The 14186-nt window shown below is 70.3% G+C and carries 8 protein-coding genes; 4 read left to right on the top strand and 4 right to left on the bottom strand.

Features of this window, described 5'->3' with window-relative positions:
• Nucleotides 1–1736, top strand: a 1736-nt coding sequence (locus tag KBX53_RS06180) for a helicase-related protein (RefSeq protein ID WP_369009999.1), incomplete at its 5' end; no start/stop codon positions are given.
• Nucleotides 1737–1902: 166 nt separating this feature from the next.
• Nucleotides 1903–2787: an MHYT domain-containing protein gene (locus tag KBX53_RS06175; protein WP_030332944.1), complete on the top strand. Its 885-nt coding sequence runs from the start codon at nt 1903–1905 to the stop codon at nt 2785–2787.
• A gap of 101 nt (nt 2788–2888) precedes the next feature.
• Here KBX53_RS06175 and KBX53_RS06170 read toward each other — a convergent pair whose 3' ends face one another.
• The 3 genes from KBX53_RS06170 to KBX53_RS06160 all read right to left on the bottom strand — a co-directional run bounded on the left by KBX53_RS06170 (nt 2889) and on the right by KBX53_RS06160 (nt 7327).
• Nucleotides 2889–3764, bottom strand: coding sequence for an endonuclease/exonuclease/phosphatase family protein (locus KBX53_RS06170; protein WP_210858103.1), 876 nt, complete (start codon nt 3762–3764; stop codon nt 2889–2891).
• Between the two features lie 131 nt (nt 3765–3895).
• Nucleotides 3896–4834 carry a superoxide dismutase gene (locus KBX53_RS06165; RefSeq protein WP_210858102.1) on the bottom strand — a complete coding sequence of 313 codons (939 nt, stop codon included), beginning with the start codon at nt 4832–4834 and terminating at the stop codon, nt 3896–3898.
• Nucleotides 4835–4993: 159 nt separating this feature from the next.
• Complete coding sequence (locus KBX53_RS06160; RefSeq protein WP_030332948.1) at nt 4994–7327, bottom strand: beta-L-arabinofuranosidase domain-containing protein; 2334 nt, start codon at nt 7325–7327, stop codon at nt 4994–4996.
• Nucleotides 7328–8020: 693 nt separating this feature from the next.
• Between KBX53_RS06160 and KBX53_RS06155 the strand changes: the two genes are divergently transcribed.
• Together KBX53_RS06155 and KBX53_RS06150 are read left to right on the top strand one after the other, a co-directional pair.
• Nucleotides 8021–9793 (top strand): family 43 glycosylhydrolase, encoded by a 1773-nt coding sequence (locus tag KBX53_RS06155; RefSeq protein ID WP_210858104.1) that lies wholly within the window; start codon nt 8021–8023, stop codon nt 9791–9793.
• Between the two features lie 340 nt (nt 9794–10133).
• Nucleotides 10134–11504, top strand: coding sequence for an endo-1,4-beta-xylanase (locus KBX53_RS06150; protein WP_210858101.1), 1371 nt, complete (start codon nt 10134–10136; stop codon nt 11502–11504).
• Nucleotides 11505–11596: 92 nt separating this feature from the next.
• Here KBX53_RS06150 and KBX53_RS06145 read toward each other — a convergent pair.
• Nucleotides 11597–14186: glycosyl hydrolase (locus tag KBX53_RS06145; protein WP_210858100.1), on the bottom strand; the 2590-nt coding region annotated here is incomplete at its 5' end.

Raw genomic sequence — 14186 nt, 5'->3', positions numbered from 1 at the left:
TGTCGGTCCTGGGCTACTGGGAGTGGCTGGACGGTCTGGAACGCGGCCTGGCCGCCCACCACGCGGGCATGCTGCCGGTGTTCAAGGAAGTCGTCGAGGAGCTGTTCGTCCGTGGCCTGGTCAAGGCGGTCTTCGCCACCGAGACCCTGGCGTTGGGCATCAACATGCCGGCCCGCTGCGTCGTCCTGGAACGGCTGGTGAAGTACAACGGCGAGGCGCACGTCGACCTGACCCCGGGGGAGTACACGCAGCTCACCGGGCGCGCCGGGCGCCGTGGCATCGACGTGGAGGGGCACGCCGTCGTGGTGTGGTCCCCGGAGACCGACCCGCGGCACGTGGCCGGGTTGGCGTCCACCCGCACCTACCCGCTGCGCTCCAGCTTCCGGCCGTCGTACAACATGGCCGTGAACCTGGTCGGCACTGTCGGCGCGGAGCCGGCCCGCGCTCTGCTGGAGTCGTCGTTCGCCCAGTTCCAGGCGGACCGGTCGGTGGTCGGTCTGGCCCGGCAGGTGCAGCGCAACACCGAGACCATCGAGGCGTACGGCGCGGAGGCCGCCTGCCACCACGGCGACTTCGACGAGTACTTCGCGCTGCGGGTGGCGATCGCCGAGCGGGAGAAGGCGATCGCCCGGCAGGGGCAGACCCAGCGCAAGGCCGCCGCGGTGGCCTCGTTGGAGCGGCTGCGCGTCGGTGACGTGATCCGGGTGCCGTCGGGCCGGCGGGCCGGTCTGGCGGTGGTGCTGGACCCGGCGACCGGCGGGTTCGGTGAGCCCCGGCCGCTGGTGCTCACCCAGGACCGTTGGGCCGGGCGGGTCAGCCCCGGCGACTTCACCACACCGGCCGAGGTGTTGGCCCGCATCCGGGTGCCCAAGCACTTCAACCACCGGTCACCGGCCGCCCGGCGGGATCTCGCCGCCGAGGTCAGCGGGACCGGCCTGGACCGGCACGGCGGTCGGCGCGGAGGGCGTTCGCGGCAGGTGACCGGCGAGGACCACCGGATCACCCAGCTGCGCACCGAGCTGCGCCACCACCCCTGCCACGCCTGCCCGGAGCGGGAGGAGCACGCCCGCTGGGCGGAGCGGCGTCGGCGGCTGGAGCGCGACACCGAGGAGCTGCGCCAGCGGGTCAGCGGCCGTACGGGGTCCCTCGCCCGGACGTTCGACCGGATCGTGGCGTTGCTGACCGAGCGGGGGTACCTCGCCCGCGACGGCGCGGTCACCGACGCCGGTCGGATGCTGGGCCGGATCTGGACCGAGGCGGACCTGCTGGTCGCCGAGTGCCTGCGCCGGGGGGTGTGGAACGGGCTGTCGCCGGCCGAGTTGGCCGCCGCGGTGTCGGTGGTGGTGTTCGAGGCGCGCCGTGATGTCGACGAGCGGGCGTCGCTGCCGCGCGGGCCGGTGGCCGACGCGGTGGACGAGACGCTGAAGCTGTGGGGGGAGATCGAGGCCGACGAGGCGGCGCGCGGGCTGACCGCGACCCGGGAACCGGATCTCGGGTTCGCCTGGCCGGTCTACCGGTGGGCTCGGGGTGAGGCGCTGGCCAAGGTGCTCGGCAGCGGGCACGAGATCGATGGTGAGATGCCCGCCGGTGACTTCGTTCGGTGGGCCCGACAGGTCGTCGACCTGCTCGGTCAGATTGCCGACTCCGGTGGCGCCGCAAGTGAGCTGCGCTCCACGGCGCGACAGGCTATAGCGGCGGTCAATCGGGGCGTTCTCGCTTACCACACGTCCGCCTGACAATGACGATCCGTCATTTTTCGTCGGCGAATCGACGCAGCGGACGGTTACCGCGACGGCACCTTACGAATAGCCGCCAAGGCGCTGTTGCGCCTGATCACGGCACCCCTGATCATTGCCGAGGCGTCGTGTTGACGGGCCGGTAACGAATGGGGAGAAAGCCGCCGTGGCGGAAATCAATCATTTTGAGTACGGGTGGATCACGCCCGCGTTGAGTTACGCGCTGTCCGTGCTCGGATCGATCCTCGGTCTGGTCTGTGCCGGACGCATTCGCACGGCCCGGACCGGCGGTCAGCGGGCATGGTGGGGTCTGTTGTCGGCCTGGGCGCTGGGCGGCACCGCCATCTGGGCGATGCACTTCATGGCCATGCTCGGCTTCGCTGTCGAGAACACCCGGATCCGCTACGACGTGCCGCTGACCGCGGCCAGCACGGCCATCGCCGTGGTGGCGGTGGGTATCGGCCTGGCCATCGTGGGCACCGGCCGGCTCAATCCGGTACGCCTGATCGCCGGCGGCCTCTTCACCGGTGTCGGCGTGGCCTCCATGCACTACACCGGGATGGCCGCCATGCGCCTCAACGGCAGCCTCGGCTACGACACCGTCCGGGTGGTGCTCTCGGTGGTCATCGCGGTGGTGGCGGCCACCGTCGCCCTGTGGCTCGCGATGACCGTCCGGCGGGGGGTCGTGATCTTCGCGTCCGCGCTGGTCATGGGGATCGCCGTCAACGGGATGCACTTCACCGGCATGAGCGCCCTGTCGGTGCACCGCCACGAGGGGACCGGCGAGGTGACCGGCACCGGGGTGAGCACCCTGCTGGTGCCGATCGTGCTGGCGGTGATCTTCGGGGTGGTCGGTCTGCTCTACGCGCTGCTGGCCGCTCCGACCGACGACGACCGGGCCGCCACCGCGTACCTGGACGGGCGGCGGCTCGCCGCACCGGAGGCCCCGGCGCCCACCGCCGCTCCCGATCCGGTCGGGTTGCGGGCCCGCTCCACCCTCGGCCAGCCGGGTACGCCGTTCCCGTCCCGCCGGGACACACCGCCGCGCTGACGCCGCTCGGCCCGGCCCGGCCCGCGCTGACGCCGCACGGCTCGGCCCGCGCTGACGCCGCCCGGCTCGGCCCGCGCCGTCCACGCCGGTGCGGCGGCGGGTCAGGCCGGCCGGCGGCTGTGGCCGACGGTGAGGGTGGCCAGCAGCCCGGGGTGATCTGTCGCCTCGCGCATGGGCACCACGGTGCGACAGCAGATCGTGATGTCCGGGGTCGCCGTGATGTGTTGCAGCCGGCCGTCGTCGATGCGTTGATGGCCGGTAGGCGTGCAGGTCCGCACGTCGGGGTCGTGGCCGGCGCGCAGGTTGAGGTCGCCGGCCAGCACGGTGGGCAGGCTTCCGGCGTCGCGGCTGATCCCCGGCAGGATGACGTCGAGCAGGTGGTGGCACTGGGTGAGCGCGACGCGGTAGCCGGTGGCCGACAGGTGCGTGGTGCAGGCGAGCAGGGCGCCGTCGGCGTCGACGCAGAGCCAGGCCCGTTCCTCGGGGTCCGCGAGGTCCTGCGTCGGATGGGTTCCGGCGTACACGGTGCCCGGGCCGGCCGCTGCCCGCGCGTGGGCCAGCAGCCCGATGCCGAATCGTTGGCCGTTGCGGCAGCGGGTGTCGTCGCCGCTCGGTCGGTCACCGGCGGCCTGGAACGCGGCCACGACGGTCCGGCCGGGGTGGACGGTCTGGAACACGCGGCGCAGGACGGCAAGGTCGTTCGCGCAGATCTCGTTGAGGGTGACCAGGTCGGGCGTCTCGGCGGTGATCACCTCGGTGGCCCTGGCCAGCGCCCGGCCGGTGTAGCAACCGGCGCGGCCACTGTTGCAGAGGTTCATCTGCAGCATCCGCAGCACGGTGACCTGCGGGGCGTCGGCCGGTGCGGCGCGCAGTGCGGTCGGTCGTGCGGCTGGCGCCGCGGTCGGCAGAGCGGCGACGGCGAGGAGGCAGCCCACGGCCAGGGCGCGGCGCAGGAAACGGTTCGAACGGGCGGCCACACGGACTCCGGATGCACGAGGCGACAGTCATCGCCGAGGTGCCAGTGATCCTACTGGCGGTCCAGCCACGATGGAGATCCAGAGCGGCGGGCCGAGGGGGCACCCGCGTGGCGCGTACCCCCTCGGGTCGCTCAGTGGGCGCGGACCGCGACGACCGTGTACGGCGTGGTGGCGGTCGGTGGTGTGGTGAACCGGGCGTTGGGCAGGTAGAGCCGGCCCCACGCCGCGGCGCCGGGGGTGGGCACGTCGAAGTTCGGGTCGGTGATGGTGCCGGTGAGGGTTCCGGCGGTGCCGGCGTGGTTGAGCCGGACCACAGCGATCAGGTTGAGGCGGTTCTGCACGACGTAGAGGGTGCGGCCGAGCAGCAACAGTCCGTCACCGTTGGTGAAGGTGTGCCCCGGCACGTCCACGACGGTGCTCGCGCCGGTCTCCGGGTCGACCCGGTACAGCGTGCCGGCGGTGGACTGGACGACGATCAGCGCCCGGCCGTCCGGTGTGGTGGTGATGCCGTTGAGGTTGACGCCGGTGCCGACCTGCTCGTACGCGCCGGTCAGGGTGATCGTGGTGACGGCGTCGGCGGGCGGCAGCGACCCACCGCGACCGAACGGCAGCCGGTAGAGCACCGGCCGGTTCGAGTCGGTGAAGTACGCGGCGTCGCGGGTCAGGATCACGTCGTTGACGAACGTCGGGGCGGTGGCGAGCTGATAGCGGGCCAGCACCTCGCCGGTGCGGGTGTCGTGCACGCGGGCGTCGCCGGCCGTGCCGCCGGAGACGAACAGCCGGCCACGGGCGTCGACCTTGAGACCGAGCGACGGGGTGCCGGTGGCCGCGCCGATCGTCGTGCTCCGGCCGGTGACCAGGTCGACGCGCTGGATGGCGCCGGTCGCGCGGGAGCCGAAGTAGGCGTACCGGCCGGCGGTGGCGATGCCCTCGGGCTGGAACCCGTCGGGGAGGGCGAGGACGGCCGGTGGCCGCCCGGCGGGGTGCGCCTGCGCCGGCGCGACGGCGACGGTGGCCAGCATGGCGGCGGTCAACGCGCCGACGAGTGTGGTGCGCAGGGGGCGGTTCACTGTGCTCCTTCCGGGCGGAAGCGGCACGAGCCGACACGTCCGCCACGTTCACTGGGGCCAGGACCCTCCCCACTGTACGGCCGCTGCCGGGCGCCCGCCCGGCGTCACCGGCGCGGCCTTCGGGTGACCGCGCCGGTGAGCCCGGGGGTGGGGCGGATGTCAGGCGTTGCGGACGAGCCTCCACCGGTTGTCCGCGCTGCCGTTGTCGGAATCCTGCACGGCCTGCGCTCCCCAGGCGGTCGACCCGTTCAGGATTCCCAGCAGCTTGTTGCTGTTGACGTTGCGGATCTTGTAGGAGCCGTCGCCGTTGTCCACGAGGATCCAGCGGTGGTCGGCGGTGCCGTTGTCGGCCCACTGCAGGACCCGGGCGTTGTCCGCTGTGGACATGTTCTCCACGCCCAGGACCTTGCCGCTGTGGACGTTGCGGAACCGCACCGCGTTGCCGTCGGTCACCATCACCCAGTTGTGGTCGGCGGTGCCGCTGTCGCCCCACTGCACGGCCAGCCCGCCGTCGGCGGTGGACATGTTCTGCACGCCGAGGACCAGGCCGGTGCCGACGTTCACCAGGCGGTAGCTGCCGCCGGTGCTGCCGCCGCCGTTGGTGTTCCAGTAGACCGTGTAGTTGTAGCCGTGGGCGTCGTAGAACGGGGCGAGGTTGACGGTGGACCCGTTGGCGCTGGCGGTGAACGCGAGCGAGCTGGTGCTGGTACGCGCGATCGAGGAGACGGTCAGTGCGGGCAGGGCGCTGAGCGCGGTGTTGCCGTAGTTGCCGGCCAGCACCGTCGGGCCGTACGTGACGGCGGCGACCGAGGCGTTGTCGTTGGCGGCCCGCATGGCGACCTGCATCGGCAGTCGCACGGTGAGGGTGTCGCCGGCGGCCCAGGTGCGGGTGACGGTGGCGTAGCTGCCGGGGGTGGTGGCGACGTTCTGCACAGTGCCGTTGACGGTGATCGTCGCGCCGCTGGTCCAGGACGGGATCCGCACCCGGATGCTCCACGAGCCGCTCATCGTCCCCGACAGGGTCAGGGTGCTGGTGTCGCTGACCGGGTAGCTGGTGCTCTGGGTGACGGTGATGCCGCGCTGCGTCCAGTTGAGCACCGACGGGGTGAACAGGTTCACGCTCAGTGTGGTGCCGTTGTAGAAGTAGATGGAGTCCATCAACCTCGTGTTGATCTCCAGGCCGGTGCCCTGGCAGCACCAGAACGAGTTGTAGTCGGTGCTCCAGGTGCCGCCGCCCCAGGCCGGGCCCACCCCGCGACGCCCGCCCGGGCGCAGCGGGGTGAAGTAGGTGATGTGGCCGTGGCTGTCGGCCGGGTTCTGCCCGCCGATCAGGTGGTTGATCAGGGCGCGCTCGTAGAAGTCGAAGTAGTCGGTCCGGTTCGGGTCGAGCAGCCACAACTCCCTGGTCAGCTTGAGCATGTTGAACGTGTTGCACTGCTCGCAGGTGTCGTTGCTGAGGTAGCCGGCGATCGCGTTCGGCGCCCGGAAGTGCTCCGCCTGGCTGTTGCCGCCGATGGCGTAGGTGTGCGCGCCGACGGTGATGTTCCAGGCGTTGCTGGCGATGTCCCGGTACCGGGTGGTCCCGGTGGCCTTGTACTCGCGGGCCGCGCCGATCCACTTGGGCACCTGCGTGTTGGCGTGCAACCCGTTGAGCTGGTCCTGGTTGGCCGCGAGGGGGTTGAACACGGCGGCGTGGTCGAACCGCTGGGCGGTGGTGAGCCAGCGGGAGTCGCCGGTCTGCTGGTAGATGTCGGTGAGCACGTCGTTCATGCCACCGAACTCGGTGCCCAGCATCGACTGCATCTGGCTGGAGCTCAGTCGGCTCGTGCGGCTGTCGACCCAGCCGGCGAGGGCCAGCAGCACGGTTCGGGCCTGGGTGTTTCCGGTGTAGCGCCAGACGTCGAGCAGCCCGGCGAGGGTCTTGTGGATGCAGTAGTACGGCACGTTGCCGTTGGACAGCGTCCGGGCCTCGAGCGCGGTGAAGTCGGACTCCGGGAAGCCGGAGAGGTAACCCGCGCCGAACCCGGCGGCGGAGTTGTTGGCCTGGCACTTGGCCAGCTCGGCCACCATGTAGTTGGCCTTGTCCCGGCAGGTGGTGTCGCCCAGCACCGCGTACGCGTACGCCCAGGCGCTCAGGAAGTGCCCCTGCATGTGGGTCCGGAACGGGAAGTTCGGCGCGTCCCAGCCGCCGTTGGTGGCGGCGCCGTTGGTGGAGAGCCGGTGGTTGGCCCGGAAGTTGTAGAGCATCCGGTCGACGTCGACGAACCGGAGGTAGTTGAGCGTGCGGTTCTGGTTGTCCATCCACCGGCCTGCGGTGAGTCGGACCTGACCGGGGTCGAACGGGTACGCCGAGACGCCGATGTCGGAGCGGGCCGGGGGCACGATGGCGGCAGACGCGCTCCCGGGCGCGACGGCGGCGCCGGTCGCGGAGAGCACCACTGTGGCTCCGGCGGCCTGAAGCAGGTGGCGGCGGCTGAGGGGCGGGGGTGGCATGGGGAACCTCCAGGTGGCCGGTACGTCGGGGCCGCCATCGATGGCGGCGGGGCCGTCGGCGGTGAACTGCCGACGACGGGTGCGGTGCGGGTGGTGGGGACGCGGTCGCTGTGGACGCCGGGTGCCCACCCCTGACGCTTATCGCGGCACATCGATGTGATCGCTAACATAGTTGGTCGTTAACATGCCCGCAACCCCCGGATCGACCCGGCGGCCCGTCCGTGCGGCGACCTGGCCCGGAGGTGTCGGGCTGGAGGACCGCAAAGGTCCGAAACGGACACCGGCTGGGCGTCGGGCCAGCAAAATGTGACCCTGTGTGACGGATGGCGATGGATGAAGAGCGGGTGCCCGGCCGTTGACGCCCGCCGTGTCGCTCAGTACGGTGCATCGTAAATCTTGGATGTCAACGTCGATACATCAATGCTGCGATGTGGTTACGACGGTCATCCCGCGTCTCGCAAAATTCCAGGTCAGACGGGGAGGGAGGCGTCCGACAACAGCTGTTAACGCTAACACGGCCGCCGGTCGTGCTGCTTGGCGTGCGGACAGCAGAGTCCGTTCGGGCGGCAGCCAGGACAGCGGTGGCGCGTCGAGGCGGACATCGCGCACGGCACACTCTCTGTGGGAGTAATCGTGAAGGTGCAAGATCGAACCACCACCCGGGGCAGGCGCGCCATCGCCTGGCTGGCGAGCATGGCCTGCGTCCTCGCCCTGACCCCGGGCACGGCCACTGCCGACAATCCCATCGTCCAGCACATCTACACCGCTGACCCGGCGCCGATGGTGCACGACGGTCGGGTGTACCTCTACACCGGCCACGACGAGGACGGCTCGACGTACTTCACCATGCGGGAGTGGCGGGTGTTCTCGTCGGCGGACATGGTGAATTGGACCGATCACGGCTCGCCGATGAGTTTGGCGACGTTCGCGTGGGCGGATGCCAACGCGTGGGCCGGGCAGGTCATCGCGCGTAACGGGAAGTTCTACTGGTACGTGCCGGTGCGCCAGCGCTCGAACGGGCAGATGGTCATCGGGGTGGCGGTGGCGGACAGCCCGACCGGGCCGTTCCGTGACGCGCTCGGCCGACCCCTGGTCGGCAACAACGAGATCGACCCGCACGCGTTCATCGACGACGACGGGCAGGCGTACCTGTACTGGGGAAACCCGGGATTGTGGTACGTGAGGTTGAACCCGGACATGATCTCGTTCTCCGGCAGCGCCACCCGGATTCCGTTGACGACGGCGGGGTTCGGTACCCGTACCGGCAACGCGAGTCGGCCGACGTTGTACGAGGAGGGGCCGTGGGTGTTCAAGCGCAACGGCCTGTACTACAACGTGTTCGCCGCGGAGTGCTGCTCGGAGTTCCTCGCGTACTCGACGGCGACCGGGCCGACCGGGCCGTGGACGTACCGGGGAACGATCATGCCGAGGCAGGGGGCGAGTTTCACCAACCACGCCGGGGTTATTGATTTCCAGGGCGGGTCGTACTTCTTCTATCACAACGGGGCCCTGCCCGGCGGTGGCGGTTACACCCGGTCGGTCGCGGTGGAGAAGTTCACCTACAACAGCAACGGCACGTTCCCGACGATCAACATGACCACCACCGGCGCGCCGCAGATCGGCACGTTGAACCCGTACGTGCGCCAGGAGGCCGAGACGATCGCCTGGGGTGCGGGGATCGAGACGGAGGCGTCCAGCGAGGGCGGGATGAACGTCGGCTGGATCGAGAACGGCGACTACATCAAGGTCAAAGGCGTCGCGTTCGGCGCCGGCGCGACAGCGTTCAGCGCCCGGGTCGCCTCGGCCACCAGCGGCGGCCGGATCGAGGTACGCCTCGACAGCGCCACCGGCCCGACCGTGGGCACCTGCACCGTCGGCGGCACCGGCGGCTGGCAAACCTGGACCACCACCACCTGCGCGGTCAGCGGCGCCACCGGCACCCACGACCTCTACCTCCGCTTCGCCGGCGGCAGCGGCAACCTCTTCAATATCAACTGGTGGCAGTTCAGCGGCACCGCGGGTAGCGCCAACCTGCTCACCAACGGCGACGTGGAGAACGGCACGACGGGCTGGGGTGTGCACGGCAGCGGAACGCTCGCCCGGAACACCACCGTCGCGCACGGCGGCGGCGGGTCGTTGTCGATCACCGGCCGCACCGGCGCGTGGAACGGTCCTGGTCAGGACGTGACCGCCCGGCTCACCAACGGCAAGAGCTACACCACCAACGTCTGGGTACGCGCACAGAGCGGCACCCCGTCGGCGAAGGCGACCCTGTCGCTGACCGCCGGCGGCACGACGAGCTACCTCCAGTTGACCCCGGCGGTGGGGGTGACCGTCAACGGCTGGACGCTGCTCACGGGCACCACGACCGTGTCGTGGAGCGGCACGCTGTCCAATGCCACCTTCTACGTGGAGACGGCGCAGGGCACCGACAGCTTCCTCGTCGACGACGCCTCGTTCCAGTGACCGGCGCTGCCGGGGCCGTGTTCCTGCGGCTCCGGCAGCACACCGACGCGCCCCGCCGCCCCGACCGCGGTGACCCGGCCTCGGTCCGGCCGGCTACGACTTGACGAACGGCATGTTATCGCTCACAGTCGATGGTTGAGGGCGGCCGCACCTGTGGTTCACCGGGCGAACCTGCTGTGGCCCCTCGGAACGCGACGTCCGCCCAGGGCATGCCGGACGTCGGTTCAGGATTCCCCGCACTGCTTCCGCGACGGCGACCGCTGCTGTCGTCTCCGATGTCGCATGAGCAGATTCGGGCGCTGCGCTTCCATCACCGCACCACCACAGAGAAGGAATCCGGATGAATCACAAAAGAGCCCTGCGAGCGGCGGTGACCATCGCAGTCACCGGCGTTCTCGCCGCCGGGATGACGGTGGCACTGACCTCCACGGCCAGCGCCGGCACGACCCTGGGGGCCTCGGCGGCGGAGAAGGGTCGCTACTTCGGGGCCGCTGTCGCGACGGGCAAGCTGTCCACCAGCGTCTACACGACGATCCTGAACCGTGAGTTCAACAGTGTCGTGGCCGAGAACGAGATGAAGTGGGATGCCACCGAGCCGCAGCAGGGTCGGTTCAGCTACACCGGTGGTGATCGCCTGGTCAGTCACGCCCAGGCCAACGGCATGAGCGTTCGGGGTCACGCCCTGCTGTGGCACCAGCAGCAGCCGGGTTGGGCCCAGGGCATGTCGGGTAGCGCGTTGCGCAACGCGGCGATCAACCACGTGACCCAGGTGGCGACGCACTTCCGGGGCAAGATTCACTCGTGGGACGTGGTGAACGAGGCGTTCGCCGACGGTGGTTCGGGTGGGCGTCGTGACTCGAACCTGCAGCGCACCGGTAATGACTGGATCGAGGCGGCGTTCCGGGCGGCGCGGGCGGCGGATCCGGGTGCGAAGTTGTGTTACAACGACTACAACACCGACGGGATCAACGCGAAGTCGACGGGGATCTACAACATGGTGCGGGACTTCAAGTCCCGTGGTGTGCCGATCGACTGTGTGGGGTTCCAGTCGCACCTGGGCACCTCGCTGGCCGGTGACTACCAGGCCAACCTGCAGCGTTTCGCCGATCTCGGTGTGGACGTGCAGATCACCGAGTTGGACGTGATGACCGGTGGCAACCAGGCCAACATCTTCGGCGCCGTCACCCGCGCCTGCATGAACGTCTCACGCTGCACCGGCATCACGGTCTGGGGGGTGCGGGACTGCGACTCGTGGCGTGGCTCGGACAACGCCCTGCTGTTCGACTGCAACGGCAACAAGAAGGCCGCGTACACCAACGTCCTGAACGCCCTCAACGCCGGGACCGGCATCCCGACGACCCCGCCGCCCACGACCCCGCCGCCCACCGACCCGCCGCCCACCACCCCGCCGCCGGGGACCGGGGGATGCTCGGCATCGGTGTCGCTGAACTCGTGGACCGGTGGATTCGTGGCCACCGTGAAGGTCACCGCCGGCTCCGCCGGGACCAGCGGCTGGAACGTCAGCCTCACGCTTCCGAGCGGTGCGAGTGTCACCAACACCTGGAGCGCGACGGCCAGTGGCTCCACCGGCACGGTGCGGTTCGCCAACGTGGACTACAACGGCCGGCTCGGCGCGGGCCAGGTCCCCCAGTTCGGCTGCCAGGGCAACGGCAGTGGGGCCGGCATGACCCCCCCCGGCACCGCCACCTGAGACTGACTGACTGATCGCACGCGTCGGCCGGTGTGCGGGACCGATCCTGGTCCTGCGCACCGGCCGACGTCGTGTCGGGACGAACAGATCGATCAGGAGTACGGAAGCCGTAGCACCGACTGGTTGCCGATGCCCACGGTGCTCGGGTTGTTGCCGATCGCCGACCACACCTCCACCCGGACCGTGCCGTTGCTCAGCGTGCCCAACGTGCCGGTGGCCGAGGAGAGGCCGGCGTTCTGGGTGTAGTGCTCGTAGCCGGGAACCGGGTCGGTGGCGAAGTAGCGTGACGTCTCCACCCGCTCCCAGCTGCCGTTGCCGGTGAGGTCGTAGGAGACCCGCACCTGCACCCCGTTGCCGACCGCCGTCCCGGCGTCCACGAACAGGTCGAACGCCGTCTGCCCGCCCGTGTAGGCCAGGTTGAGACCGGTCGCCGTGAAGACCTGGGCGTTGGTGGGCGTACCGTCGTGGTTCCCGTTCGCCGCCGCGACCGTCGTGGTGGCCGCGCTACCGGCGGCGGCCAACCCACCACCCGGCAACAGGTACCGCGTCGGGTTGCCCGGGGTCGGCGGCGGCGTGGTCGTCGGCGGGGGGTCCGTCGGCGTCGTCGGGGGGACGCCACCGGCCGCGTTGCCACCACTCCAGGTGTACGCCCCGGTGGTTGCCGTCTTGCCGGCTCCCACGGTGAGGGCGGTGCCGTTGGAGAACGTCACAGTGATCGGTGTCGCCGTCGGGTTCGACGCCACGTAGGTGCGGGCCCCGTTGCGGGAGAAGACCGCCGACAGCGGGTGGTTGCCGGTCACGGTCGTGTCGACATTGCCCAGGGCCGCGAGGTTGCGGATCCAGTGGAAGGTGTGTGCCCGGCTCTCGCCCTCCTCCGGGGTGTAGCCGGGGTTCGCGCGCAGGTTCGCCAGCGCCGCGTCGGGGTCGCCGAGGGCCTGGAACTGCCAGAGGATGTCCTGCCACACCGTCGGTTGTCCGCCGTTGTTGCGGACGAGTTCGGCGTAGTTGGTCCGCACGTAGGCCGGGTTGTTGCCCAGGTAGAGGTGGCCGCCGGTGACCGGGAGCAGGTTGATGCCCTGGATCATTTCCGGCTCGGCGCTGAACCAGGTGGCGTACGCGCCGCCGTCGCCCCAGACCATGCCGACGGTCGAGTGACCGAACGCGCTGGGGAAGTTCTGGTCGCTGACGTCGAACCAGTACTCCTGGATGGCCGCGGCCTGCGTGGTGTAGAGGAAGACGCCCGCGTCCCGGACGGCGGTGTTGCCGGTCGTCTGCCCCCACTGGATCAGGGCGCTGGCGAAGTTCATCCCCTCCGACGAGGACTCCTGGTTGTTGCCGGAGCCGAAGGAGCCGTGCCCGGACGCCCAGTCGTGACCGGCGTAGATGTCGAAGTCCCGCAGGTACGGGAACCGGGTGTCGTCGCGGCGGTAGTTGTTGGCGTCCCGGATCAGCAGGTCGACCATGCCGCCGTAGCGGCTGGTGGCCGCCCAGGCCGGGTCGAACTTCGCCAGGGTCGCGGCGGCGGCGATGTAGTAGCCGTAGTGGAAGTGATGGTCGTTGAGCTCCTGGTCGGAGCCGTACGACGCCGGGTACCCGATCAGGGTGCCCCAGTTGTTGTCGTAGTAGAAGACCCGGCTGGTCTTGCCGCTGGACGCGGTGAACCAGTCGGTGAGCGTGCTGCGGATCGCGTTCAGCGCGCTGTCGCGCGTCGTGATGTCGTTGACCTGGTCGGCGATCTCGGCGATCCGGGCGGCCCGGCCGAGCCCCTTGCCGGTCCAGTAGGTGTCGTTGCCGCGTTGGTCCATCGGGTTGGCGCGGGTGGCGGCCAGGTGCCCGGTGAGCGTCGACAGGTCACCGCCGCTGCCGTCACCGACGGCCGGCAACTCCGGCAGGATGCCCTGGAACTTCATGGCGGTGCGGAACTGGTTGACGCCGGTGAGCACCTTCATCCGGCCGCGCGCCGACGGGTAGGTCGGCGTGATCGCGGTGGAGCCGCTCAGCGACTTCCACTGGTGCGGGTAGAGGCTGACCACGGTCTGCGTGGCGGTGCCCTCCCGGGCGGTCGTGGTGAACGCGTACGTGGTGGTCAGGCCGCTGGTCGCCGGGTTGTACGCGTACGACACCTGGGTGCCGGTCACGTGGGCGTGCGCGTACTGGCCGTAGGTGGCGGCCAGGCTGGCGCGCTCGGTGGTGCTCGACGTCGGCGGCAGGAGGGCGACCGAGAAGTAACCGCGACCGGCCAGCGTGGATGAGATCCGGCCGGACGCCACTGTCCAGCTGGCGCCGCTGGGGGCGAACCCGACGTAGTCGTGGCCGTTGACCCGGAAGCCGATGGTGGCGCCGCTGTTGGACCAGACGTCGGGGGTGCCGGCCGTGCTGATCTGCGCGTTTCCGCCGGTGGTCTGGAAGTAGGCGAAGGGCAGGCCGTGGCCGATGGTCGCGCGCATGGTGCGCGTGCCGTCGCTCCAGTGCGGGCTGACCGTCCAGTCCGTCCAGCCGTCGACCTTGACCAGTGGCGCGGCGAGCCCGGCCACACCGACCCTGATGTCCTGCACGTACGGGTCGTGGAACTCGCCGACGCCGGTGGCGGTGCCGCTGATCGCGGGCGTGTAGTTGGCGGAGAAGCCGAGCCCGTCGCCGACGGTGTCGTACGAGATCGGGTGGGCGTGCAGCGGCTCGCTG

This window comes from Micromonospora sp. M51 (genome assembly GCF_018070305.1).
Lineage (GTDB): Bacteria > Actinomycetota > Actinomycetes > Mycobacteriales > Micromonosporaceae > Micromonospora > Micromonospora parva.
This window is presented reverse-complemented; position numbering and strand designations above follow the sequence as displayed.